19 protein-coding genes are annotated in these 25,622 nt (G+C 68.0%); 8 read left to right on the top strand and 11 right to left on the bottom strand.

Annotated features, from left to right (window positions below; translation table 11 throughout):
- Positions 1-7 precede the first annotated feature (7 nt).
- Positions 8-892, top strand: coding sequence for a transglutaminase family protein (locus ABFK29_RS15610; protein ID WP_005863829.1), 885 nt, complete (start codon positions 8-10; stop codon positions 890-892).
- A gap of 597 nt (positions 893-1,489) precedes the next feature.
- On the opposite strand, the gene ABFK29_RS15605 is transcribed toward ABFK29_RS15610, so the two are convergent.
- Entirely contained in the window at positions 1,490-2,671 is a 1,182-nt protein-coding gene (locus ABFK29_RS15605) for a PLP-dependent aminotransferase family protein (protein WP_005863827.1), read from the bottom strand.
- Between the two features lie 276 nt (positions 2,672-2,947).
- Here ABFK29_RS15605 and ABFK29_RS15600 point away from each other — a divergent pair, with 276 nt between their 5' ends.
- Positions 2,948-4,762, top strand: coding sequence for an autotransporter assembly complex protein TamA (locus ABFK29_RS15600; RefSeq protein ID WP_005863825.1), 1,815 nt, complete (start codon positions 2,948-2,950; stop codon positions 4,760-4,762).
- A complete protein-coding gene (locus tag ABFK29_RS15595; protein WP_005863823.1) occupies positions 4,762-9,498 on the top strand; it encodes a translocation/assembly module TamB domain-containing protein in 4,737 nt (1,578 codons plus the stop codon). The genes ABFK29_RS15600 and ABFK29_RS15595 overlap by 1 nt, the downstream gene beginning before the upstream one ends.
- A 221-nt stretch (positions 9,499-9,719) precedes the next feature.
- Here the strand turns inward: ABFK29_RS15595 and ABFK29_RS15590 are convergent, their stop codons facing one another.
- The 4 genes from ABFK29_RS15590 to ABFK29_RS15575 all read right to left on the bottom strand — a co-directional run bounded on the left by ABFK29_RS15590 (position 9,720) and on the right by ABFK29_RS15575 (position 13,742).
- Positions 9,720-10,415, bottom strand: a complete 696-nt coding sequence (locus tag ABFK29_RS15590) for a fumarylacetoacetate hydrolase family protein (RefSeq protein ID WP_040605205.1) — start codon at positions 10,413-10,415, stop codon at positions 9,720-9,722.
- 340 nt (positions 10,416-10,755) lie between these two features.
- Positions 10,756-11,526: an ATP-binding cassette domain-containing protein gene (locus tag ABFK29_RS15585; RefSeq protein WP_040605204.1), complete on the bottom strand. Its 771-nt coding sequence runs from the start codon at positions 11,524-11,526 to the stop codon at positions 10,756-10,758.
- Between the two features lie 64 nt (positions 11,527-11,590).
- Positions 11,591-12,706, bottom strand: a complete 1,116-nt coding sequence (locus ABFK29_RS15580) for an ABC transporter permease (RefSeq protein ID WP_005863818.1) — start codon at positions 12,704-12,706, stop codon at positions 11,591-11,593.
- A 124-nt stretch (positions 12,707-12,830) separates the two neighbouring features.
- The gene (locus ABFK29_RS15575; RefSeq protein ID WP_005863816.1) at positions 12,831-13,742 is read right to left on the bottom strand and encodes a substrate-binding domain-containing protein; all 912 of its coding nucleotides are present in this window, start codon (positions 13,740-13,742) and stop codon (positions 12,831-12,833) included.
- Between the two features lie 334 nt (positions 13,743-14,076).
- Between ABFK29_RS15575 and ABFK29_RS15570 the strand changes: the two genes are divergently transcribed.
- Together ABFK29_RS15570 and ABFK29_RS15565 are read left to right on the top strand one after the other, a co-directional pair.
- Positions 14,077-15,270, top strand: coding sequence for a pyridoxal phosphate-dependent aminotransferase (locus ABFK29_RS15570; RefSeq protein WP_005863814.1), 1,194 nt, complete (start codon positions 14,077-14,079; stop codon positions 15,268-15,270).
- Complete coding sequence (locus tag ABFK29_RS15565) at positions 15,267-16,205, top strand: 2-hydroxyacid dehydrogenase (RefSeq protein WP_005863812.1); 939 nt, start codon at positions 15,267-15,269, stop codon at positions 16,203-16,205. Before ABFK29_RS15570 ends, ABFK29_RS15565 begins: the two co-directional genes overlap by 4 nt.
- 293 nt (positions 16,206-16,498) lie before the next feature.
- Here ABFK29_RS15565 and ABFK29_RS15560 read toward each other — a convergent pair whose 3' ends face one another.
- The 6 genes from ABFK29_RS15560 to ABFK29_RS15535 all read right to left on the bottom strand — a co-directional run bounded on the left by ABFK29_RS15560 (position 16,499) and on the right by ABFK29_RS15535 (position 22,366).
- Positions 16,499-17,254 carry an SDR family NAD(P)-dependent oxidoreductase gene (locus tag ABFK29_RS15560; protein ID WP_005863810.1) on the bottom strand — a complete coding sequence of 252 codons (756 nt, stop codon included), beginning with the start codon at positions 17,252-17,254 and terminating at the stop codon, positions 16,499-16,501.
- A gap of 57 nt (positions 17,255-17,311) precedes the next feature.
- Positions 17,312-18,274 carry a D-erythronate dehydrogenase gene (denD, locus tag ABFK29_RS15555; RefSeq protein WP_005863808.1) on the bottom strand — a complete coding sequence of 321 codons (963 nt, stop codon included), beginning with the start codon at positions 18,272-18,274 and terminating at the stop codon, positions 17,312-17,314.
- Positions 18,271-19,185 (bottom strand): sugar kinase, encoded by a 915-nt coding sequence (locus ABFK29_RS15550; RefSeq protein WP_005863806.1) that lies wholly within the window; start codon positions 19,183-19,185, stop codon positions 18,271-18,273. Before ABFK29_RS15550 ends, denD begins: the two co-directional genes overlap by 4 nt.
- Complete coding sequence (locus ABFK29_RS15545) at positions 19,182-20,306, bottom strand: fumarylacetoacetate hydrolase family protein (protein WP_005863804.1); 1,125 nt, start codon at positions 20,304-20,306, stop codon at positions 19,182-19,184. Before ABFK29_RS15545 ends, ABFK29_RS15550 begins: the two co-directional genes overlap by 4 nt.
- A gap of 85 nt (positions 20,307-20,391) precedes the next feature.
- Positions 20,392-21,774 carry an FAD-binding oxidoreductase gene (locus ABFK29_RS15540; protein WP_005863802.1) on the bottom strand — a complete coding sequence of 461 codons (1,383 nt, stop codon included), beginning with the start codon at positions 21,772-21,774 and terminating at the stop codon, positions 20,392-20,394.
- Positions 21,767-22,366, bottom strand: a complete 600-nt coding sequence (locus ABFK29_RS15535; RefSeq protein WP_040605210.1) for a LysE family translocator — start codon at positions 22,364-22,366, stop codon at positions 21,767-21,769. The genes ABFK29_RS15540 and ABFK29_RS15535 overlap by 8 nt, the downstream gene beginning before the upstream one ends.
- Before the next feature lie 161 nt (positions 22,367-22,527).
- Between ABFK29_RS15535 and ABFK29_RS15530 the strand changes: the two genes are divergently transcribed.
- The 3 genes from ABFK29_RS15530 to ABFK29_RS15520 all read left to right on the top strand — a co-directional run bounded on the left by ABFK29_RS15530 (position 22,528) and on the right by ABFK29_RS15520 (position 25,512).
- Positions 22,528-23,289, top strand: a complete 762-nt coding sequence (locus ABFK29_RS15530) for an SDR family oxidoreductase (protein ID WP_040605203.1) — start codon at positions 22,528-22,530, stop codon at positions 23,287-23,289.
- Between the two features lie 99 nt (positions 23,290-23,388).
- Positions 23,389-24,309 carry an NAD(P)-dependent oxidoreductase gene (locus ABFK29_RS15525; RefSeq protein WP_040605202.1) on the top strand — a complete coding sequence of 307 codons (921 nt, stop codon included), beginning with the start codon at positions 23,389-23,391 and terminating at the stop codon, positions 24,307-24,309.
- Positions 24,310-24,621: 312 nt separating this feature from the next.
- Positions 24,622-25,512, top strand: coding sequence for a phytanoyl-CoA dioxygenase family protein (locus ABFK29_RS15520; RefSeq protein WP_005863795.1), 891 nt, complete (start codon positions 24,622-24,624; stop codon positions 25,510-25,512).
- Positions 25,513-25,622: the final 110 nt, after the last annotated feature.

Raw genomic sequence — 25,622 nt, 5'->3', positions numbered from 1 at the left:
GGGACAGATGCCGGTGCAATACGACATCACGCTGGCGATCCGCTACCAGTACGAAAGCCCGGCCACCGCGGCGCGGACGCTGCTGCGGATGCTGCCGCTGACCGGCGACAGGCAGCAGCTCCTGGCGGGGCATGTCTCGGCCGAGCCCGGACCGCAGCTGCGCAGCGACGAGCGCGACTTCTTCGGCAACGCGCTGACGGCGATGACCTTCCAGGAGCCGCTCCTAGACGTCTCCTTCCGCTTCCACGGGCGGGTGATCTGCCACGGACCGGAGGCGCTGATGGACCTCTCGCCGCCGCTCGGTCTGTTGAAGGAGGACGTGGCGGCGGACCACGCGCTGGCGCCCGACAGTCCGCACCACTTCACCGGCGCGTCGGAACGCGTGCGCCCGGTCAACGACATCACCGCCTTCGTGCGCGACGTGACGAACCCGGCACAGACCACGCTCGAAGCGGTCTCGGCGCTCAGCGAGGCGCTGCACCGCGAGTTCGCCTTCGACCCGGGGGCGACCGATGTCGCCACCGACCCCGCCGAGGCCTTCCGCCAGAGGCGCGGCGTCTGCCAGGACATCAGCCACGTGATGATCGCGGGGCTGAGATCGGTGGGCGTGCCCGCGGGCTACGTCTCGGGGTTCCTGCGGACCACCCCGCCCGAAGGTCGGCCGCGGCTCGAAGGCGCCGATGCGATGCACGCCTGGGTGCGCGCCTGGTGCGGGCGCGAAACCGGCTGGGTGGAAATCGACCCGACGAACGACCTGCGCGTGGCGCAGGATCACGTGGCCGTGGCGGTCGGGCGCGACTACGCCGATGTGGCGCCGGTCAAGGGTTCGCTGCGGAGCGCCGGCCCGCACACGACGGAACACAGCGTCGACATGATCCCCACCGACGAGTGACCCCGGCAACGCGCCGCCGCAGGCCGTGTCCTCGGGCCCGGTCCTCGGTTCTCGATCTCGACCGCGTCCGCCCGGCCATTCTCCCCCCCCCGATCCCCTTCATCTTGGTCAAAATACCTCGGGGGAGTCGCGGCACGCGACGGGGGCGGCGCCCCCTTTGCGCGCGGGCATGGCCCGCGCGCGGATCGGCGCACGTCAGCGCGGCGAAACCGGCCCTGCGTTCCCGGCGGTTATTGACGGGCCGGGTGGTGGATCGTCGCTCCCGCGCGTTGAGCAGGGCAGATTCCGCACGAAATGGGTCGTTTGTTGTCGGGTCGGCGGATCATCGGTCATAGGCCCACTTCGGGCAGTGTGGCGACGCGCCCCCGAACGCGCAAATCGGGCTTTTGGCGGGGCGTTTGCTGCACGGAAAACGGTGTTACTTGCCGGATCGGGGGGCGGGTGCGCCAATGCGGCTCTGGTGCATCGAAGACGGCGCAGCCCGGCGTCACGACAAGCGCGCCGTTCCGTCGGCGCAACCGGTGGTGCCGTCATGACGGGTGCGTCAGCCGGAAGGACGCCCGGCCCGGTGTCGAAATGGGGCCGTGCCCTCCGCTGTCAGGCAGCGTCGCGCAGGACCGCGCGGGTCGTGCGGGCGAGGCGGCGGATGCCTTCCTCCAGCTCGTCCGGCGGGTTCAGCGTGAAGTTCAGCCGCATTCCCCCGTGGTCGCGGTGTTCCGGGTCGAAGACGCTGGAGGGCGAGATGCACACGCCCTCGGTCAGACCGGCGCGCATCAGGGCATCGGTGTTCAGACGTCCGTCGCGGGCGCGGGCCCAGACGAACATGCCGCCCTCGGGCTTTTCCCAGGTGAACCAGTCGGAGAGGTGGGTCTCCAGCGCTTCACACAGTGCGTCCCGGCGCGCGCGATACATCGACAGGATGTGGGGGCGGATCGCCTCCGGCAGGCCGCGCTCGAAGGCCAGCGCGGTGACCATCTGGCACAGCCCGGACGAAAACATGTCGGTGCCCTGCTTGGCGGCAGAAAGCGCCGCGATCATCTCAGGTGCGGCGATGGCCCAGCCGATGCGCAGCCCGGGGGCCAGTTCCTTCGACACCGTGCCGAGGTAGATCACCGGACTGTCGGTGCCGGCCATCTCCAGCATGGAGGGCAGGGGCGCGCCGTCGTAATAGAGCGCGCCGTAGGGATCGTCCTCCACCAGCCATGTGCCGGTCCTGCGGGCGGCGTCGATCAGGGCGCGGCGCTGGTCCGTGCCGACGAGCCGTCCGGACGGGTTGGAGAAATTCGGCACGGTATAGGCGAACTGGGCGCCGGTCATTGCGGCGACCGGGTCGAAGTCCGCGTCCTCCAGCACCATGGGCCGGTAGTCCGGCCCCCGCGCACGCCATGTGTCGAGCGCGCCGAGATAGGCGGGCGTCTGCACCGCGATGGTCTGGCCGGTCATCACCAGCGCCAGCCCCAGCGCCGCCAGCGCCTGCGTGCCGCCGGTGGTCACCAGAACGTTGTCGCGCGTCAGTGGCAGCGCGTCGGTCGAGAAGCGCGCGGCGATGGCATCGCGCAGCCGCGGCTGGCCCGGCACCGGGCCGTAGGCCAGCGACTCCGCAGGGAAGTCGCGCACCGCTTCCTGCGCCAGCTCTGCCAGCTCTGTCACCGGCCAGGCGGAAGGATCGGGCAGGCCGCCCGCCAGGTTGATCAACCCGGGGATCTGACCCGCTGCGAGGAAGGTGGAAGTGACATCGTTCGTCTGGCTCAACCAGTCGGCGAAAGGGGGGCGGGACATGGCGCGTCTCCGGTCGAATGAAGGGGCGCGGGGCAGGGACCGGGTCCGCCGACGCGCCGGGACTGGCCGTCCTTAACATGGAAAACTTGCCGGAGCGTAGCCCCCGATTGCAGGTTTCCGTTGGGGCAACTTTCGGGATGAAGACAAGAATGGCCGCCCGCCCGGCCCATGGCCACAAAATCTGTGCCTTTTTTCGCCGATTATCGGATTAGGCCCTGTCTCCGGAACAAAGATGAATTAGTGTTTCTCCCAACGAGACACGGGAAAGGAACGTGCATGAGGCTCCGGGGGTGGCGGCGTGCAGGCAAGGCCTGTGGTGTGATGGTTCTGGCCATGTGCCCGGGTATCGCGCCCGCGCTCGACAGCATCAATTTCCAGTACGTCGGTGACGTGTCGGAGGAGCTGCGGGACATCCTGCGGTCGGTCTCGACATTGTCGGAGATCGAAAAACGGGACGATCAGCCGCCGCAGGACGTGATGGCTGCGGCGCAGGGCGACTACACCCGGCTGGTTGAGGCGTTGTATGCGCAGGGCTATTACGGGCCGGACGTGCGCATCCGCATCGACGGGCGCGAGGCGGCGACGATACCGCCGTTCGAGACGCCGGACAGGATTTCCCATGTCGACGTGATCGTGGAGCCGGGCAAGCGCTTCATGTTCGGCACCGCCGTGGTGGCGCCCGTGGCGCCGGGCACGCCTGCGACCGAGCAGTTCGACAGCGGCGAGCCGGCCCGCGCCAGCGCCGTGCGCAACCGCACGCGCGACGTGGTCACCGGCTGGCGGAAGGTGGGCAACGCCACCGCCCGGGTGGCAGACCAGTCGATCACCGCGCGCCACACGGTCGGCATCCTCGACGTGACGGTCCGCATCGACCCCGGCCGGGAATACCGTTTCGGCGACGTGATCGTGACTTCGGACAGCGCGGTCAAGGACGGGCGCATCCGGCAGATTGCAGGCATCCCGCGCGGCGAGATCTTCGATCCCGACGAGGTGGAGAAGGGCGCGGAGCGTCTGCGCTCGGTCGGCACCTTCCGGTCGGTCACGCTGGAAGAGCGTCCCGGCCCCGGCAACGAGCTCGATATCCTGATCGACGTCACCGACCGCAAGCCGCGGCGTTTCGGCTTCGGGGCCGAGGTGTCGTCGAACGAGGGGTTGAAGCTGACCTCCTTCTGGCTGCACCGCAACATCTTTGGCGGCGCGGAACGCTTCCGCATCGACGGCGAGGTGCGGCAACTGGCCGGGCAGGACGTGAAGCCGGATTACGAGATTTCCGCCCGGTTCGAGAAGCCGGCGGTCTACGGGCCGGATACGCTGTTCTTTGCCACCGCGTCCGTCAGCTACGAGGAAGAGCCGGACTATATCTCGCGGCAGGCGGGGTTCGGCCTTGGCGTCAGCCAGGAGTTCAGCGACACCCTGACCGGCGAACTGGGGCTGACCCTGTCGCGGTCGGACATCACCGACCTGTACCTGCCGGGCGAACCGGAGCGGACTCTGGACGTGCTGGCGATGCCTGTCTCGCTGACCTGGGACAAGCGCGACGATCCGCTGGACGCGCGCAACGGCTTTTTCCTGCGCTCGGCGGTGGAGCCTTTCACCATCCTGACGGGCGACGACGCGGGCGCGAAGTACGATATCGACGCGCGCTACTACAAGGGCTTCATGGAGGACGACGCGGTGGTCGCCGCCATGCGCCTGCAACTGGGCGGGCTTTTCGGGCCGGACGCGGCGGATGCGCCGCCCGACTATCTCTACTACTCGGGCGGCGGCGGCACGGTGCGTGGCCAGCCCTACGAGTCCCTCGATGCGCTCTATCCCAACGGCACGCGCCTTGGCGGGCGCAGCTTTGTCGGCCTGTCGGGCGAGCTGCGGGTCGATGTGACCGGCAAGCTGGGCATCGTGGCCTTTGCCGACGCGGGCTACATCGGCCCCGAAAGCTTCTATGACGGCAGCGGCGACTGGCAATCGGGTGCCGGGATCGGCGCGCGCTACAAGACGCCGGTCGGCCCGGTCCGCTTCGACATCGCAGGGCCGGTGTCGGGCGATACGGGCAACGGCGTACAACTCTATATCGGGATCGGGCAGGCCTTCTGATGCGGCTTCTCCTACTTTGCCTCTGCCTGCTGTGGCCTTTCGCGGTCGTGGCGCAGGACGAGAACAGCGACCGTGGCTATATCCAGGGACTGCTGGAAGACGCGCTGTCGAACGACAACATGACGGTGCGGCTTGAGGGCTTCCGCGGGGCGCTGTCGTCGCGCGCGACGGTCGAGAGGATCACCATCGCCGATCCGCAGGGCGTCTGGCTGGAGGCGGCGAACGTCGCGCTTCAGTGGAACCGCAGCGATCTGTTGCTCGGACGGGTCGAGATCCAGGAGATCTCGATGGAGACGCTGTCGCTGCCGCGTCTGCCCAATGCCCCGGCCGATGCGCCGACGCCGGAGGCGCGCAGCGCCTTCGCCTTGCCCGACCTTCCCGTGGCGCTGATCCTCGAACAGTTGCAGGTCGACACGGTCGACCTTGGCGCGGCGGTGATCGGCGAGGCGGCGCAGCTTCGGGTGACCGGCTCGGCCTCCCTGCAGGGGGGCGAGGGGCAGGCGCAACTGAACATCGACCGGCTGGATCAGGGCGGCGAGATCGCGCTGACCGGCAGCTATTCGAACAGCACGCGGGAGCTGGGCCTCGACCTGTCGGTGACGGAACCGGAGGGTGGCCTGGCGGTGTCCCTTCTGGGTGTGCCGGGTGAGCCGTCCGTGGCGCTGACCCTGAAGGGCAATGCGCCGATCGACGATTTCGAGGCAGAGCTGACGCTTGCCACCGACGGCACCGAGCGGCTGGCGGGGACGGTGATCCTGCGGGCCGACGGCAACGACGACACGCGCCGCTTCCGGGTGGATGTGGCGGGCGACGTGGCCTCTCTGGTGGCGCCGCAATACCGTGAGTTCCTGGGCGATCAGGTGTCGCTGGCGGCGGAGGTGCTGCAACAGGCGGACGGTGCCACGGAACTGAGCGAACTGGACCTGAGCGCTGACGCGCTGCGGCTGACCGGGTATGCCCGGATCGGCGCGGACGGCTGGCCGGAACGGCTGGACCTGCAGGGCGGGATCACCCCGCCGCAGGGCGAGCGCGTGGTCCTGCCGATCCCGGGGCCAGATACCAGCGTGGCGGGTGTCACGCTGGAGGCCACCTTCAACGCCGAGGAAGGCAACGGCTGGAGCCTGCAGACCGTGGTCGAGGGCTTCGACCGCGAGGGGCTGGGCACAATCGACCGGCTGGCCCTTTCGGGCAACGGCGAAATCGCGCGGGATGAAACGCGGGTGACGGGGACCCTGCGGCTCGGTGCGTCGGACCTGGCGCTGGACGATCCGGCGCTGGCCCAGGCGGTCGGCCCGGCGCTGAACGGGACGCTCGATTTTGGCTGGCAGCCCAGCTCTCCGCTGCTGATCAGCGATCTCGATCTGTCGGGGGCCGACTACGGGCTGGACGGCGAGGTTTCGGTGAGCGCGCTGGATGCGCTGAACCCGGTGATCTCGCCCGATGTGCGGCTCAGGGCCGACGACCTGTCGCGGTTTGCGCGGCTGGCGGGACTGGACCTTGACGGTGCGGCGGAGCTGCGGATCAGCGGGTCCGTCCTGCCGTCCTCCGGCGGGTTCGACATCACGCTGAACGGCACGACGCGCAACCTGTCCACCGGCATCGCGCAGGCCGACCCGCTGCTTGCAGGCAGCGGATCGCTGCGGATCGAGGCGCGGCGCGACGAAGACGGTCTTTTCGCCGACGTGCTGCGCATCGCCACGGCGGCGGCGCAGATCAACGGCACCGCGCAACTGGCCAGCGGCACCGGTCAGGCCGACCTCGACATCGCGCTGAACGACACGGCGCTGCTGCTGCCGGGGGTCGAGGGCCAGTCGGACATTGCCGTCAAGGCGGTGCAGGGGCCGCAGGGCTGGGACATCGACCTGGACGGCACGATCCCCGACGTGGCGCGGGTGCAGTTCGACGGGACCGTCGATCCGGCGGCGCAGAACGGCCCGTCGGTGACGGGCGCGCTTGAGGCGCAGGTGTCGCGGCTCTCGCCCTTCTCCAAGCTTGCGGGGCGCGACCTGTCGGGCGCAGCGAACCTGTCGGTTGCGGGGCAGGGCGTGGTCGGCGCGCAGACCTTCGAGGCGACGGTCGAGGCGCGGACGACCAACGTGTCGGTATCCGTCGACGCGGTGGATGCGTTGCTGGACGGCGTGTCGGACCTGGCCTTCACCGCACGGCGCGGCACGGACAAACGGTTTGAGATACAGGACCTGAAGTACGACGGGCTGGGCACGATCCGGCTGGACGGGACGGTGACCGGGTCGTCGCTGGAGGATGCGGAGGTCGACGGCAAGCTGCTGGTCGATGTGCCGAACCTCGCTCCGCTGAGCGGTGTTGCGGGGCGGCGGATGTCGGGCAGTGTGCTGGCCAACGTCGACGCGACGGGTCAGGTGATGCAGGGCCCCTTGAACCTGCGCGGCAGCGCCCGGACAGAGGATGTGGTGACCGGCCTCGACCGGTTCGATCCGCTGCTGATCGGCCGGTCGGACCTGCAGTTCGACGCGCGCCGAAATGCCGAGGGGGTCTATACGCTCAGCAGCTTCAGCTATCGCGGCGTTGGGACGATCACGCTGGACGGCACGATTTCCGGCTCTTCGCTTGACGATGCGGCCATCAACGGGCGCGTGCAGGCGGACCTGCCGCGGCTCGCGCCGCTGTCGGGACTGGCGGGGCGGCAGCTTTCGGGCGCCGTGGTCGCCGATGTGCGGGCCACGGGCACCGTCATGTCGGGGCCGCTGGACCTGTCGGCGGATGTGCAGGCGCGCGACGTGGGGCTGTCCGTCCCGGCGGTCGATCCGCTGCTGCGCGGCACGACGACGCTGAACCTGACCGCAACGCGGGACGCGTCGGACGTCATCACCGTGTCGTCGCTTTCGCTGGACGGCGCGGCCACCCTGCGCTTCTCCGGTACTGTCGCTGGGTTGATGGACGAGGGGCAACTTCGGGTCGACGGCAAGGCACAGGGCGACATGCCCAACCTCTCCGCGCTGGCCGGGCTGACCGGGCAGGCGCTGCGCGGCTCTGTCACCTTCGACACCGACATCGCCGTGGTGCAGCCGGATGGGCCGGTGGATGTGACCGGCACGGTGACGGCGCGCGGACTTGGCATCGGCAACCCGACGCTCGATCCCTTCCTTGCGGGCACCACGCGGGCCGACATCGACCTGCAGCGCACCGCCGGTGGCGCGTTGCGGATCGAGCGGCTGGTGGTCGACGGGTCGTCCATCGACGGATCGGTCAGCGGGTCGCTGTCGGGGCAGGCGGCGGACCTGAGGCTCGACGTCACTGTCGCCGGGGTGGAACGCCTCGTGCCGGAACTTCCCGGCTCGGTGCGTGTGTCGGGCACGGCGCGGCATTCCGGCGGACCGTGGCGGGTGGACCTGAACGGCACAGGACCCGGCGGGATCGGCGCGCGTGTCAGCGGCACAGCGGCGCAGAATTTCTCGACCGTGAACCTGAACCTGAACGGCACCGCGCCGCTGGGTCTGGCCAACGCACGGCTGGCGCCGCAGTCGATCACCGGCGTCCTGAACTTTGACGTGGCGATCAACGGGCGGCCGTCGCTGGCGGCGGTCAGCGGACGCGTGTCGACCGATGGCGCGCGGCTGGCCGTGCCCTCGCTCGACATCTCGCTCGACGGGATCGCGGGCGGCGTTGGGCTGACCGGAGGACGGGCGCAGCTGGACCTGACGGGCAACATCTCGACCGGCGGGCAGGTGCAGATCACCGGACCGATCACGCTGGCGCCGCCGTTCAACGCTCAGCTTGTCGCCACGCTGCGCAATGCCGGGCTGCGGCAGGCCGATGTGTTCGAGACGACGGCGAACGGGCGGATCACCGTCGAAGGGCCGCTGACCGGCGGTGCGCTGATCGCGGGCCGCATCGATCTGGGACAGGTCGAGGTGCGCGTGCCCAACATCGGGCCGAGCTACCAGGCGCTCGACGGTCTGAAACACGTGAACATGCCGGCCGACGTGGCCCGCACCCTGCAGTTCGCCGGGCTGGGCCCGAAGGCGCGCGCCGCCTCGGGCGGTGGCGGCGGGGGCGGGGCGGCGTATCCCATCGACCTGACGGTGAACGCGCCGAACCGCATTTTCGTGCGCGGGCGCGGTCTGGACGCGGAACTGGGCGGCACGCTGCGGTTGACCGGCACCACGGCGGACATCGTGCCGGTGGGGCAGTTCGACCTCGTGCGCGGTCGGCTCGACCTGCTGGGCCGCAGGCTGGACCTGACAGTCGGTGAGGTTGCGCTGCGCGGCAGCTTCGATCCCTACATCCGCTTCGCCGCGGTCAGCCGGGTCGAGGACACGGAGATCACCATCTCGATCGAGGGGCCGGCCAATTCGCCGGAGCTGACGGTGACGAGTTCGCCCAGCCTGCCGCAGGACGAGGCACTGGCCTTCTTCCTGTTCGGCCAGTCGGTGACCAACCTGTCTCCGTTGCAGGCGGTGCAGCTGGCCGCCGCGATCCGGACGCTGTCGGGGCAGGGCGGTCTTGGCCTGACCGACGAACTGCGGACCGGGCTTGGCGTCGACAACCTCGACATCGGCACGTCGGAGGACGGCACCGCCGAGGCGCGGGTCGGCAAGTACATCTCGGAAAACATCTATACCGACGTGGTGGTCGGCAGCGACGGCAAGAGCGAGATCAACCTGAACCTCAACGTCACGGATTCGGTGACGGTGCGGGGGCGGGTCGGATCGGACGGCACGAGCGGCCTGGGCGTTTACTTCGAAAAGGACTACTGACGCGGCCCCATTGGTGGGGGCGCGTTGCGAAAGGGCCGGAGGCGAAAGCTTCCGGCCCTTTTCGTCGTGACAGCCATGCGCGCGGCTGCGGCCCCTGTCTGCAGGCCCCTGTCCAGCGCTCCCGGTTTAGGTCGCGAAGATGGGGGCCTGGCGCCTTCAAGAGTGGCGCGGCCAGATGGCGGCGCGGTCGGCGTCGTGTCCGGATGTGCCTGACCGTGCTGTCAGATCCTCGGTCCGATGCCGAAGGTCAGGTCGGGCAACCCCATGATCGACACGGTGCAGGTGTCGCCCGACGTCAGCGCGCCGACGCCCGCAGGTGTGCCCGTCATGATCAGGTCGCCGGGCTGAAGGGTCATGGAACGCGAGAGGATGGAGATCACCTCCGGCACGGACCAGATCATCTCGGACAGGTCGCCCTCTTGCCGGATGGTGCCGTTGACGGTGAAGCGGATGCTGCCTTCGGACAGGTGGCCGGTGCGGCTGACGGGGTGGATCGGACCGACCACGGCGGAGTTGTCGAACGCCTTGCCGAAGTCCCACGGGCGGCCAAGTTCCTTCGCCGCCGCCTGCAGGTCGCGCCGGGTGAGGTCGTTGCCCGCGGCATAGCCCCAGACATGCGACAGCGCGTCCTCCTCGGCGATGTTGGCGCCGCCGGTGCCGAGCGCCACGACCAGCTCTGCCTCGTGGTGGAGGCCTTCGGTCTGTGGCGGATAGGGGATGGTCGCGCCGTGCCCGACAACCGCATCGGCGGGCTTGGTGAAGAAGAAGGGCGGTTCGCGGTCCGGGTCCTTGCCCATCTCGCGGGCGTGGGCGGCGTAATTGCGCCCGACGCAGAAGATGCGCCGCACCGGGAAGCGGTCGGTGGTGCCGGCCACTTCGACAGAGGCCTGGGGATGAGGGTCTATGACAAAAGACATGGTGCGATTCCCGTTCTGACAGCCGGGCGGAGCCGGGCCTTTCGGGATCAATAGCGCAATACGCGGGGCAGGTCAGTCCTGCGATTTCGGTGCGGCGGCAGGTTGGCCGGAAAGGCGCGCACCGCTTCTTTGGGTCGGGCGGCTGAACGGCGGTGGTGCTGTCGATGCTCCTGGCGATCTGGTCCGGTGCATCCGGCATGGCCCTCTGTCTTGTGTCTGACGGGGGTGTTTCGCGAGGCGGATTTCATGCGAAGGGCCATCGGATCGCGGGTAGAGGTGGATGACAAACACGAAGGGCGGGACCATGGCCCCGCCCTTGCGCATGTCGTCGACTTGGATATCAGATCGCGGCCAGTTCGCCCGCGAGGTCCTTCATCTCTGTCCCGCCGGCCATGAGGCGGCGGATTTCGTCGTGGGTCAGTTCGCCCTTCTTCCCGGCGCCGATCACCTCGCCCAGGGCGAGGAAGGTGAAACGGTCGCCCACGAGTTGCGAGTGGATCTCGTTGTGGGTGATGAAGATGATGGCGATGTCGCCGCGCTTCTTCACCCGCATGATCGTCTTCAGGACTTCCATCTGCTGCTTCTGGCCGAGCGCGGAGGTCGGCTCGTCCAGGATCAGCACACGGGCGCCGAAGTAGATGGCCCGCGCGATGGCCAGCGTCTGGCGCTGACCGCCGGACATGGTGCCCACGGCCTGCGTCGGATCGGAGAAGTTGATGCCGATCTTGGCCATTTCGTCGTGGGCGATCTGGTCCATCTCGGACATGCGCAGCGTGCCGAGCGCCCCCTTCAGTTCGCGGCCCATGAAGAAGTTGCGCGTGACCGACATGAGCTGGTTCAGCGCGAGGTCCTGATAGACGGTGCCGATGCCCGCCGCCGTCGCATCGCGCGGCGAGCGGAAGTCGACCGGCTTGCCCTCGATGTAGAGCTGGCCGGAGGTCGGTTCGTGCACCCCCGCCAGCGTCTTGATGAGGGTCGACTTGCCGGCACCGTTGTCGCCCAGAAGCGCGTGCACTTCGCCCGGATAGACCTCCAGGTTGACGCCGTTCAGCGCGGTGAAGGGGCCGAACTTCTTGATGACGTTCTCGACGCGAAGATAGGGTTCGGTCATGCCGCGCACTCCCTTGTCGGGGTCTTTGGTGTCCGGGTGTCGGGTGTCGGGATGGTGACGGTCATCATATGCCCCCCGTGATGCGCTTGCGGATGCGTTCGTTGGCAAAGACCGCGGCCAGCAGGATGGTGCCCACGAAGACGCGGAACCACGATCCGTCGATCCACGGGATGAAGAACACGGCGTTTGCCACCAGTCCCACGGTGATCGCCCCGAAGGCCACGCCGAGGATCGAACCGAAGCCGCCGGTCATCAGCGTGCCGCCGACGACGGCGATGGCGATGGCAAACAGCTCCAGAAGGTTGCCCTTGGCGGCGTCCGCGGTGTTGGTGTCGAACACCTGGCAGGCGGCGAACATGGTGGCGCAGAAGGCGGTGAACATGAACAGGCCGATCTTGACCTTGTTGGTCGGCACGCCGTTGGCGCGGGCCGCGTTCTTGTCGTCGCCGGTGGCGTAGATCCAGTTGCCAAGCTGCGTGCGCGACAGGATGAACCACGCCACACCCGCGATCACCAGCCACCACAGGAAACGGGCGTCGAAGCCGGTCACCCATTGTTCGCCCCGCCGGTTCAGGTTGCCGCCCAGCATGAACCACGCGTCGTAGAACCAGCCGAAGACCTCGCCGCCGAGGATGTTGGCGAACCACGAGGTTTCCTTGAAGTCCTGCAGGCCGGAGATCTGCGTGGACTGGTTGATGAGCCGGTAGGATGCCTCGGTCGCGCCGCGCAGGAAGAACAGGAAGGCAAGCGTCACGATGAAGGACGACAGCCCCGAGCGGACCACGATGGTTCCGATCACCCAGCCGATGAATAGCGCCGTCACCAGCGCGATGAGGAAGGCGGCGACGGGACTGCCGGGCGCGATGCCCAGTGGCAGGAAGCCGTATTTCAGCACCATCGCCATGATCATCCCGGTGAAGCCGATCATCGACCCGATGGAAAGGTCGAATTCGCCCGCGATCATCAAGGCGGCGGCGCCGGTGGCGATGATGCCGTACTGTGCGATGATGGCGATGTTGTTCTTGAGGCCGAGCGGATTGAAGGCTTTGAAATCCGAAGCGATGGCGAGCGCCACAACGATCACCAGCATCACGCTGAATGCGCCGACTTCGGGCCGCCGGAGCAGCCTTTGAAGCCCGGATTCCTTTACAAGCCTGTCCGCTTCGCTGCGATCAGACATCCTGTCCCCCCTTTATGTGTTTGGGTCCCGTCCTCGCGCGACGGGGAAGGTCTTCTTGCAAGAAGGGGGACAGGCGGTTGTCCGTCTGTCCCCCTGTTGTCATCTCACAAACAGTGCTGGATCCTCAGCGGTTCACACCGGCCTGGTCCGCCACGTCGGCTGCGTTCGACGCATCGACGAAGCCCGGGCCGGAGGGCACGTCAGAGCCCGGCAGCATGCCCGCGTTGGTGTTGTAGAGGTGCAGGAAGATCACCGGCAGGTAGCCCTGCAGGCGCTGCTGCTGGTCGATGGTGTAGGCGACGTCGCCCGCCTCGATCAGGTCCATCACGCCCGGCGACAGGTCGAAGCAGGACAGGTGCACGTCGGCGCCCACTTCCGCGACCGCCGCGGCGGCGGCTTCGCAGACGTGCGGGCCGGTGGCCAGCAGGCCGTCGATCGACTCGTCCGCCTGCAGGGCTGCGGCGGTGCGGGTCTTGATCTGCGCCACGTCGTTCGACACGTCGATCATGTTCAGGTCCATGCCCATCGCGTCGAAGTAGCCCTGGCAACGGTCCGCCAGCGCGGTGTTGTAGGCTTCCTGGTTGAGGCAGAGCGGCTTGGTCACGCCTTCTTCCTTGGCGCGCTTGCCTGCGGCCTCGCCTGCCAGTTTCTCGGGCTGGCCGATGTGCATCAGCGCGCCGACCTCCTTCGAGGCCTCAAGACCGGAGTTGATGGTGATGACGGGGATGCCGGAATCGACCGCACCCTTGATCGCGCCGCCAAGCGCATCGGCGTCCGGCAGCGAGACGATGATGCCGTCCGGCTGGGTCGCGGCGGCGGCCTCGATCAGCTTGGCCATCGCGGACATGTCACCGGAGGCGTCGTAGTTGTATTCCAGTTCGGCGCCCACGGCGGCGGCGGCGTCCTTGCCACCCTTCTCGACGACCGGCCAGAACGGGTCGGTGCCCTGGGTGTGGGTGATCATCACGTAACGCTCGGCAAATGCCGGCGCAGCAAGCGCCACAACGGCGGTGGCCGCGAGCAGGATATTCTTCATGGATAGTCTCCTCCAACTGTTGTCCGGCCCTTTGGCGGGCCGTGTATACCGTCCTCGCCCTCCCTTGGCGGAACGGAACATCGGGACGTTAGCAGCGCCGCGACACCCTGTCACCCGCGCATTGCTATCGCTAACGACGGGTGGACGCAACGGCAAGGCGTTCCACTTCTCGCCATGATAGATTCTTTCATGGCTGAAGGAATTCCTGCTGCCGAATGCAAGAAATTATCAAGGCTGCAGGCCGTCCCCGTCCGGGCCGAGAGGCTTTCAAACCCGGGCAAAGCGGTATACCAGATTTCCGAACGGCCGCGAGGCGATGGCCGGGGGAGGACACATGGCGCAACTGACGCTTGCCGCGGGGATGTCGCGGCTGGGAACTGAATCGGCTTTCGTGGTGCTGGCCCGCGCGGGTGCGCTGGCGGCGCAGGGCCGGGACATCATCAACCTCGGGATCGGCCAGCCCGACTTCCGCACGCCCGACCACATCGTCGAGGCGGCGGTGAAGGCGTTGCATGACGGCGCCCACGGCTACACGCCGGCGAACGGCCTGCCGCAGCTCCGCTCGGCCGTGGCCGCCGACCTGAACGTCCGCCATGGCGTCGAGGTGAACCCGGACCACGTGGTCGTGGTGCCGGGCGGCAAGCCCACCATGTTCTTTGCCGTCCTGATGTTCGGCGAACCGGGGGCGGAGATCATCTATCCAAACCCCGGCTTCCCGATCTACGAGTCGGTGATCCGCTACAGCGGCGCCAAGGCCGTCCCCATGGCCCTGAAGGAGGAGAACGGCTTCGCCTTCTCCGCCGAGGAGGTGCTGGCCCAGATCACCCCCGCGACCCGGCTGATCATCATCAACTCGCCCGCGAACCCCACCGGCGGGGTCACGCCGAAGGAAGAGGTCGACAAGCTGGTCGCAGGTCTGGCAGAACACCCCCACGTCGCGATCCTGTCGGACGAGATCTATTCGACGATGCTCTATGGCGGGCGCGAACACGTCTCGCTGCTGCAATACCCGGAGATCCGCGACCGGCTGATCGTGCTGGACGGCTGGTCCAAACGCTACGCAATGACCGGCTGGCGGCTGGGCTACGCGGTCTGGCCGGAACAACTGGTGGAGCATGTCACGCGGCTCTGCGTCAACGACCACTCGTGCGTGAACGCCGCGACGCAGTTCGCCGGCATCGCCGCGCTGGAAGGCCCGCAGGACGGGGTCGCCGCGATGAACGACGCCTTCGATGCCCGCCGCAAGGTGATCGTCGACGGGCTGAACGCGCTGCCGGGGGTGCGCTGCGCCGATGCGGCGGGCGCGTTCTACGCCTTCCCCAACATCGAGGGGACAGGGCTGTCCGCCATGGAGGCGCAGACGCTGTTCCTTGAGGAAGGAGGCGTGGCCACGGTCGCCGGCACTTCCTTCGGCGCGTACGGAGAGGGCTACCTGCGCTTCTCCTACGCCAATTCGACCGAGAATATACAAGAGGCCCTGCGGCGCATTCGCGGACTGCTGGAAGCCAGAAAGGAAACGACCATATGACCAATCTGCTGATCGTCGGAAACGCATTCACCGAGGAAGAGCGCGGGCGTCTCGCCGGCGCCCATGCGGCAGCCTTCGTGGGGTCCCCCGAGGACATCGCCGGCATGGACACCACGCTGCGGACCGAGGTGCGGGCGGTGGCCTTCAAGGGTCATGCCCCCTTCGGCGCCGAAGCGATGGAAGCGCTGCCCAACCTCGGGTTGATCGCCAACTTCGGCGTGGGCTACGACGCCATCGACGTGGACGCGGCCGCGGCCCGCAGTGTCGCGGTGACGAACACGCCCGACGTGCTGAACGACGATGTGGCAGACCTGGCCGTGGGCATGATGCTGGCCTTCTCGCGCGACATGGTGCGCGGTCATGCGCTCACCATCTCCGGCGGATGGGCGCAGCAATCGCTGCCGCTGAACCGCAAGATGTCGGGCGGCACCGTCGGCATCGTGGGCCTGGGCCGCATCGGGCGCGAGATCGCGGACCGTCTGGCGGCCTTCAAGATGGACATCCACTACTTCGCCCGCTCCGAAAAGGAGACGCCGGGCTGGACCTACCACGCCGACGTCGTCTCGCTGGCGGGCGCGGTGGACTGGCTGGTGATCGCGCTGGTGGGCGGCGAGGAGACCCGCAATTTCGTCGGTCCCGAGGCGCTGGACGCGCTGGGGTCCGAAGGCGTTGTGGTCAATATCTCGCGCGGAACGACGGTGGACGAGGGCGCGCTGCTCGATGCGCTGGAAAAGCGCCGGCTTCGCGGCGCGGCGGTCGATGTCTTCCTGAACGAACCCGACATCGACCCGCGCTGGCGCAAGCTGAAAAACGTGCACCTGCAGCCGCACCAGGGGTCCGGCACGGTGGAAACCCGCCGCGCCATGGCCGAGCTGCAACTGGCCAACGTCACCGCCTTCCTCGAAGGCAAGGATCTCGTCACCCCGGTCAACTGACACCGCGCGGCGGCGGCGCTCCGAAGTGGCGCTGCCCCCCGTCGGGCGCGGCAAGCGGCAAGGCCCGGTTGCGGGCCCGGCCAATGAACCGGACACGCGCCCACACAAGGAATCCGGGTGGCGCCCCCTGCGCGAAGGCTGAAACGGGCCCACCACGCGCCAAAAAACGTCCCCGGCAGGCGCGCCCTCTTCTGGCATCAAACTGCCCCCTGCCTTCATCTTGGCGGAAAATACCTCGGGGGGTGAATTGGCCGTCAGGCCAAGAGGGGGGCGGCGCCCCCCTCCGCCTCGCCTCAGACCGATCCGGCCTCGACGAAGAAATTGCTGGCCGAGCACATGGCGGAATCGTCCGAGGCGAGAAACAGCACCATGCGGGCGAGGTAGACCGGCTCGATCAGGTCTGGCAGGCACTGGCCCTTCAGATGCTCCTCCAGCTTCTCCGGCGTGGTCCAGAGCTCTTTCTGGCGCTCCGTCATGACCCAGCCCGGCACCACCGCGTTCACCCGGATGCGGTGCTTGCCGAACTCCTTGGCCGAGGAGCGCGTCAGCCCGTGCACCGCGGACTTGGCGGCGGTGTAGGCGGGCATGCCGGTGGATTTCTCCCACCAGGAATTCGACCCCATGTTGACGATCGACCCGCCACCGGCCTCGATCATGCCGGGCACAACCGCCTGGATGGCGAAGAACATGTGCCGGAAGTTGGTGGCAAAGCGTTCGTCCCAGTATTCGGGCGTGACGTCCTCCCAGCCGTGGCGGTCGTCGCGGGCGGCGTTGTTGACCAGCACTGTCGGCGCGCCGATGCGGTCGGCGATCCGGGCGAATGCCGCGCGGAGCTGGTCGATGTCGCGCAGGTCGCAGGGTTCGAAGGCCAGTTCGCCCTCGGTCTCCGCGACAAGCGCCTCGGCGGTCTTTTCGTCGAAATCGACGAAGCCCACGCGCGCGCCCTGCGCGGCAAAAGCCTTCACGATCTCGGCGCCGATGCCGGAGGCGCCTCCTGTGACGAGGACGGACTTGCCTTTCAGGCTCGGGTAGATGGCAAAATCGGGCATGCAGCACTCCTTTCGGGGTGTATCGGATCTCTGGACCGGTCGGGGGCGCGCGCCGGGTCAGCGCGCGATGTCCTCTTCCAGGAAGTAACGGATGTTGTCCTCGAAACTGTCGTCTGCCTTCAGGCCCAGGCGCTCGGCTTTCTGCGGGCGGACGTCCAGTCGCCAGCCCTTCAGGATATGCGCGATCTCGGGCTGTTCCTCCCAGCGGATCAGCTTGGCCGGCTCGGGCCCGGCGACGGCGGTCATCGCGTCGATCATCTGGCGGATCGTCCAGACCCGGCCCGGCATTGTCATGGTCGGGCAGAGCCCGAGGTCTTCCGCCGGGATCTCGGCGCCCGTCACGAGGTTCAGCGCGCACTGCCGCGGCGACAGGTAGAAATGCGGGAACGCCTCGTCGACCGGACAGACCGCTTCCTGGCCCTGCAGCGGCTCGCGGAAGATGGAGGACATGAAGGACGAGGCCGCCCGGTTGGCCTTTCCGGGCCGGACGGAGATCGTCGGCAGCCGGAACCCGCGCCCGTCGACAAAGCCGCGCCGGGTGTAGTCGTTGACCAGCAGCTCGCCGATGGCCTTCTGCGCGCCGTAGCTGATCTGCGGGTTGAGCGCGGAATGGTCGTGGAACGGCTGCGGCACCTCGCCGCCGAAAACGGCGATGGAGGAGGTGAAGACCAGCACGGGCTTCGTCCCCAGCGCACGGCAGCGCTCCAGCACGTTCAGCGTGCCGAACATGTTGACCTTGTAGCCGAAGTCGAAGTCTTCCTCGGCATGGGCGGAAACCACGGCAGCCAGCAGGTAGATCACGTCGGTGTCCCCGGTGATCACGTTGGCGACGGAGGCCGGATCGGTGATGTCGCAGCGCGCGGTCTCGACCGGGAAGGGGGCGTCGATCGTCTCGGCGTCGCCGATGTCGGCCAGCGTCAGTTTGGTGATCTCCTTGCCGCGCAGCGTTTCTTTTGCCGCAAGCGCGCGTGCGAGTTTCTTGCCGACGACGCCTGCGCCGCCGATGATGAGGATGTTCATGTCTCGTCTCCCGTGAAGATGGCGGGCGCAAGGGCGCCGCGATGTTGGATAACGCGCGAGGCGAGGTCCGCCGCGCGGTGGGCCGCTTCGGCCGCAGACGCCCCTTCGGCCCGGGCGCAGAGGAACCCGGCGGCAAAGCTGTCGCCCGCCGCCGTACTGTCCACGACCTGCGCGACGCGGGGCGGGGCGATCTCGGCACTGCCTTCGGAGGCGGCCCAGGCGGTCACCGCCGCGCCGCCGTTCTTGACCGCGACGCAGGTGGCGCCGCCGTTGGCATAGCGCGCGATGGTGTCCTCGGGCGTCGTGTCGTCGAAGACGGTCTGTTCCTCGTCGAAGGAGGGCAGCACGGTGTCGGCGACGGAGGCGCCGAGCGTCAGGCCGTCACGCATGGCGTCCGGGCTTTCCCAAAGGCGGGGCCTGAGATTGGTGTCGAAGCTGACGTGTGCGCCGTCTGACCGTGCGGTGGCGAGCGCGTCGCAGAAGGCGCGGCGTGCGTCGGACGGCAGGATCGCCAGCGTGATACCGGAGAAATGGATGGTGTCGCGGCCCTTCAGCATGTCCGCCAGCCGTACCGGATCGTCCGCCAGCGTTTTTGCCGCCGACTGCCCGCGCCAGTAGGAAAAGCTGCGCTCGCCGTCCTTCAGCGAGATCATGTAAAGACCGACGGTGCGGTCGGGGTGGCGGGCCAGGGCATCGGTCGACAGGCCTTCGCCCGCGATGAAGCGGGCCATGTCGTCGGAGACCGCGTCCTCGCCGATCACCGTGCCATAGCTCACCGTCCAGCCCGGCGGCAGCAGGCGGCGGGCGTACCACGCCGTGTTGAAGGTGTCCCCGGCAAAGCCCTGCCGCAGCAGCCCTTCGCCCGCCGGGGCCAGTTCGACCATGATTTCTCCGATGGAGAGGAAGTTCACAGAAGCCCCCTTTGTGCGAGGTTGCGCATCAGGGCGGCCACGCCGAAGGTCCACGGCGGGCAGTCGGTTGACAGCCGCACGGTGTTGGTCAGCGCCCCCAGCTTCGGTTCGGCAATGGTCACCACGTCGCCGACCTTGTGGGTGAAGCCCTGGCCCTGCGTGTCGCGGTCCTCGGTCGGCGCGAAGAGCGTGCCGAGGTAGAGGAAGAAACCGTCCGGGTACTGATGATGCCCGCCGATGGTCTGCCCGACGATGGAGGCGGGCGGGCGCGAGATCTTCGACATAGAGGATCGGCCGTTGAGCGTGTAGCCGTCCTCGCCCTTGACGGTCAGGGTCAGTTCGGCGGATTCGACGTCCGCCATGCCGTAGGTCTCGTCGAAGAGCCGCAGGAAGGGCCCGACCGACGCGGAGGCGTTGTTGTCCTTGGCCTTGCCCAGAAGCAGGGCGGAGCGGCCCTCCACGTCGCGCAGGTTGACGTCGTTGCCGAGCGTCGCGCCGACGATGTCGCCTTTCGAGGTGACGGCCAGCACCACCTCCGGTTCGGGGTTGTTCCAGCGCGACATGGGGTGGAGCCCCACATCGGCGCCATGGCCCACGGCGGCGAGGGTGGGGCATTTGGTGAAGACCTCGGCGTCCGGCCCGATGCCGACCTCGAGGTACTGGGACCAGAGGCCCTCGGCCTGCAGGACCTTCTTGACCTCCGCCGCTTTCTCGGACCCGGGCACGAGGCCCGCGAGGCTGTCGCCGATGATCCGCCCGACCCTTGTGCGGATTGCCTCCGCGCGGTCGGGGTCGCCGGCGGCCTGTTCCTCGATCACGCGCTCGACCATGGACTGCGCGAAGGTGACGCCGGAGGCCTTGACCACCTGCAGGTCGCAGGGCGCGAGCAGCGCCGGGCCGTCGGGGCCGAGGTCGGCGAGGGTGGCGAAGCGTTCGCCGTCCGCCGCGCGGACATGGGCCAGCGGGTCGTCGAGTTCGAGCAGGTCGCGCATCGTCGGCGCAGTCTTCGAGGTGATGTCCACCAGCGTGTCGCCGTCGAGGCGCGCGATGCAGGGGCCCATGCCAGGGCGCAGGACGCGGGCGAGGAAGGTGCCTTTGGGATCGGGGTTTGTCAGTGTCATCTGTCGTCTTTCCGTGGCAGAGGACTTTTCGTCGAAAAGTCCTGAAGGGGCAGAGTTTTCGTCCGAAAACTCTGGGTGTCGCATGTCAGGCAGGCGGGAGCAACTTGCCGGGGTTCAGGATGCCCGCGGGGTCGAGCGCCTGTTTGATCGCGCGCATGACGGCCACGGCAGAGCCGTGTTCACGGACCATGAAGTCCTGTTTGCCGATGCCGATGCCGTGTTCGCCGCTGACCGTGCCGCGCAGCTTCAGGGCCATCTCTCCCAGCGCGTGGGTGTAATCGTGGGCGCGCGCCATTTCTGCGGCGTCTTCGGGGTCGACGGAGAGTCCCACGTGGAAGTTGCCGTCGCCGACGTGGCCGACGATGGTCGCCGTCAGCCCGTATTCCACGGCGCGGGTCTGTGCCCAGGTCACCGCCTCGGCCAGTTTCGAGATCGGCACGCAGGTGTCGGTGGGCCAGATGTGGCGGCCCTCTCCAAGCGCGGCAGAGGCGTAATGCGCGCTGTGGCGCATGGCCCAGAGCGCATTGCGGTCCTCCGCCTTCACCGCCTCTTTCCAGCCCGAGGCGCCGAAGTCGGCGGCGATCTCGCGGAAGGCTGCGGACTGCTCGGCGACGCCGGCCGCGGAGCCGTGGAATTCGAGGAAGAGGTGCGGCTCTTCCGGCAGGTCGGCCTGGGCGTATCGGTTGAAACCGCGCACCATCATGTGGTCCAGCAGTTCGATCCGCGCCATGGGCAGGCCCGACTGGATCGTCAGGATCACGCAGTTCACCGCATCTTCTATGGAAGGGAAGCGGCAGGTCGCGGCGGCGGTGGCTTCTGGCAGGCCGTGCAGCCGCAGCGTCAGTTCGGTGATGATGCCCAGCGTGCCTTCTGATCCGATCAGCAGGTGCGTCAGGTCGTAGCCGGTGGCGGACTTGCGCGCCTCCGACCCGGTGCGGACGATCGTGCCGTCGGCCATCACCGCCTCCAGAGCGAGGATGTTCTCGCGGATCGTGCCGTAGCGCACGGCAGTGGTGCCGGAGGCGCGGGTGGCGGCCATGCCGCCGAGCGAGGCATCGGCGCCGGGATCGACCGAGAAGAATAGGCCGGTGTCGCGCAGGTCTTCGTTCAGGCGCTTGCGGGTCAGGCCCGGTTGCGCGGTGCAGAGCAGGTCTTCGGGCGAGACCGAGAGCAGCCGGTTCATGCGCGCGAAGTCCAGGCTGATGCCGCCCTGGACGGCAAGATGCTGGCCTTCGAGCGAGCTGGCGGCGCCGTAGGGCGTGACGGGCGTGCCCGTGTCGGCGCAGATCTTCACGATTTCCGAGACCTCGGCGGTCGTCTCCGGGTAGGCCACGGCGTCGGGCGGGGTGTTGGGGTAGTAGGTCTCGTTCTGGCCATGCAGGCGGCGGTCGGCGTCAGACGTGACGAGCCGGTCGCCGAGCAGCGCGGTGAGACGGGAGAGGGCGTTTGTGTGCAAGGTGTCAGGCATTCTTCAGGCCGGAATAGAGGGCAAGGGCCACGACGAGCAGCATGGAGGCTGCCATCGCGACGTTGATGGACCGCTGGTTGCGGTCGGACAGGTTGAGTCGGTGCAGGGACGCGCCGGCGAAGAGCCAGCCGAGGTGGATCGGAATCCAGATCGCATTGGCGATCAGCAGCTTGGCCACAGTTTCGTATACGAGGTTGTCGGGGGCGAAGGGGAAGCCCGCGAAGAGCGTGGTGTTGACGGCATAGGCCTTCGGATTGATCGCCTGCAGCAGGATGCCGGAGCCCAAGGCGGGCGGGGCCTTGGCCTCGATGAAGGCGAGGCGGGACCCCGCGAAGGCGATGCGGGAGGCGAGGTACAGCAGGTAGCCGATGGAGGCCGCCATAAGCACCCAGCGGACCACCGGCACCGACAACACGATGGCCGCCACGCCGGAGATCACCGCCAGCGCCACGAGGTTCGTCCCGATGAACAGCCCGCCGACATAGCGCAGCCCGGCCGCGAATCCGTAGGCCGCGCCCAGCCCGGCGGTCGAGAGAACGCCAGGGCCGGGCGTCACGATCAGAAAGAAGACGGCGGCGGCGAATGTCAGCATCGCGCGCCTGTCGGTTGTGGCATCTGGTCCTCCGATGACCATCGCGGGCGAGGCGTCTTCGCGCGCCTCGGGTTGCATCGCCTCGCGGATGGTATACCATTTGGAACAAAGCGGCTGGGCGCAGGGATGTCAACGCGCGAACTCGGACCGCCGGGAGGAACATGGGACTTTTCGACTTGTCGGGGCGGAGGGCGCTGATCACGGGCGCCTCCATGGGGATCGGTTTTGCGCTGGCACGCGGGCTGGCACAGGCAGGAGCCGCGCTGGTGCTGAACGCGCGCGGCGTGGAGAAACTGGACGCGGCGGCCGAGGTGCTGCGCGGCGAGGGGGCGGAGGTCGACGTGCTGCCCTTCGACGTGACGGACGCGGCGGCGGCGCGGGAGGCCATCGACGGATTCGAGGCCGGAACGGGCGCCATCGACATCCTGGTCAACAACGCGGGCATGCAGCATCGCGCGCCGCTGGAGGAGTTTCCGCCGGAGATCTTCGACCGCCTGATGCGGACCAACGTGGCCTCGGCTTTCTACGTGGGGCAGGCCTGCGCGCGGCACATGATCGGCCGCGGCGCCGGGCGGATCGTCAACATCGCCTCGGTCCAGACCTTGCAGGCGCGGCCGGGAATCGCGCCCTACACCGCCTCGAAGGGGGCGGTGGCGAACCTGACGAAGGGCATGTCGACGGACTGGGCGCCGAAGGGGCTGAACGTCAACGCCATCGCACCGGGCTATTTCGACACGCCGCTGAACAAGGCGCTGGTGGAGAACCCGGAATTCTGCCGCTGGCTTGAGGAACGTACGCCGCAGGGCCGCTGGGGCAAGGTGGAGGAGCTGGCAGGCGCCTGTGTCTTCCTTTGCTCGGACGCAGCGAGTTTCGTCAACGGGCACGTCCTGTTCGTGGACGGGGGCATCACCGCGCGACTGTGACGCACGGGCGGACCGGCGAGGCGGCACTGTTTGCTGACGCAAAAGCGCCCGCCCGCCGGCCCGAAAACGTAGGACATCAACGACATGGGAGGAATGGAAATGTCGGACAAGGCAAAGGTCGGCTTCATCGGGCTGGGGTACATGGGGCACGGGATGGCCAAGAACATCCTGCAGAACGGCCACCCGATGATGGTCAAGGGAAACCGCAACCGTACGCCGGTCGAAAGCCTCGTGGGGATGGGCGCGACCGAGGCGACGAGCCCGCGCGAGATGGCTGAGCAGTGCGACATCGTGCACATCTGCCTGTCGAACTCTCCGCAGGTCGAATCGGTCTTCCGGGGCGCGGACGGGCTTTTGGCTGGGGCGCGCGAAGGGCTGATCGTGGTGGATTGCACCACCGCCGATCCGACCTCGACCATGGCGCTGGCCGAGGAACTGGCGGCGAAGGGCGGGCATTTCGTCGACGCACCGCTGGGACGCACCCCGAAGGAAGCCGAGGAAGGCACGCTGGATGCGATGATCGGCGCGGACGAGGAGGTCTTTGACCGTGTGCTGCCGGTGATCGAATGCTGGGCGGGCAACATCAACCGGGTCGGCGGTGTCGGTGCGGGCCACAAGATGAAGCTGCTGATGAACACGATCTCGATGGGCTACGCCGCGCTTTATGCCGAGGTCACGGTGCTGGGCGCCAAGGCGGGGATTCCGCCGAAGATGGTGCAGAAGGTCATCGGATCGTCGCGTTTGGGCAACGGCTTCTTCGACACCTTCATGCGCTGCGTCGTGGACGGGGAGCGCGAGGTGCACAAGTTCTCCATCGCCAATGCGTCGAAGGACCTGAAGTACGCCGGGTCCATGGCCGCGGAGGCGGATGTGATGACGCTGATGCTGGGCGCCGCGCGGCAGTATTTCGTCCATGCCGAGGCCATCGGCCACGCGCAGGACTACGTGCCGTGGCTGGCCGATCACGTTGCGCGGATGAACGGCGTCGAGATGGCGGAGGAATCGGCGAAGGGGCGCTAGGCGGGGCCGCGCGGGATCGGCGGTGCGGCGGGGGTCTTCCCGCCGCGTAACGCCCGATCCGGACTGGCGGTATGCGGTGCACCGCCACAGGTGCGAGGCAAGGGCGCCGCGCCTTCGTCCCGGACGCAGCCCCGGTGTCGGATTGCCGTCAGAGCGCGTCAGAACCGTTCTGCGCAACGCCGCCTGGCCGATGGGGAGCGAACCGGCCGCCGGCGGGCCATGCCGCCGCCGCCGTTCCGGATGCCCCGCTTGGGCCGAAGCCATGCAACGATGCTATTTCGACGATCGAGTTTGACGCAGGGAGGAGTGCGGATGCTTACCGAGGAACAAAAGGCGTTCTACGCCGAGAATGGCTACCTGAAGGTCGACAGTGTGCTGACGGCGGACCAACTGTCCCGGGCGCAGTCCATCGTCACGGATTGGATCGAAGGATCGCGGAGCGTAACCGAAAGCGACGATCTCTACGATCTCGACCAGGGACATTCGGCGGAAACGCCGTGCCTGACACGGGTGAAGCTGCCGCACAGGAACGATCCGTTCTTCTGGGACCTGCTGACGGCATCGCGGGTGACGGAAGTGCTGAACGACCTGCTTGGACCGTCGACGATCATCAACACGTCCAAGCTGAACTGCAAGGCGCCGGGCGGCGGCGCGGCAGTGGAATGGCACCAGGACTGGGCTTTCTACCCGGCGACCAACGACGATCTCCTGGCGTTCGGCGTGCTGCTGGAGGACATGGACGAGGAAAACGGGCCGCTGATGGTGATCCCCGGTTCGCACCGGGGTCCGGTGCTGTCCCACCATCACGAGGGGCACTTTTGCGGGGCGGTGTCGCCGGACGATCCGGACTTCGACCTGTCGAAGGCGGTGACGCTGACGGGCAGGGCGGGCGACATGACGGTGCACCATGTGCGGGCGCTGCATGGCTCGGCGCCCAACCGGTCGACCCGGGCGCGCAAGATCCTGTTCTACGAGTGCGCCAGTGCGGATGCGTGGCCGTTGCTGGGCGCGTCGAGCTACATCCACGGCCTCGGCCAGCAGGGTTTCTGGGCCGACCTGCAGGACCGGATCATCACCGGGGAGCCGTGTTTCACGCCCCGGCTGGAACAGGTGCCGGTGCGGATGCCGCTGCCGCCCGCGAAGGACAACACCTCGATCTTCCGGACCCAGATGTCGGGGGGCATGAAGAGCGCCTTCGGTTGACGTGTGCCGCCTGAAGCGGGGCTTGCGCCGTGGTGCCGGTGTGCCCTTGCACGCAGATGCGGAAGCCGTGGACCCGGCCTGCATCGAACGCGCTGTGGATGGCGGAGGAT

The sequence above is a fragment of the Sagittula stellata E-37 genome (assembly GCF_039724765.1).
GTDB lineage: Bacteria > Pseudomonadota > Alphaproteobacteria > Rhodobacterales > Rhodobacteraceae > Sagittula > Sagittula stellata.
The sequence above is the reverse complement of the archived record's forward strand: the minus strand, read 5'-3'. Positions and strand labels throughout refer to the sequence as shown.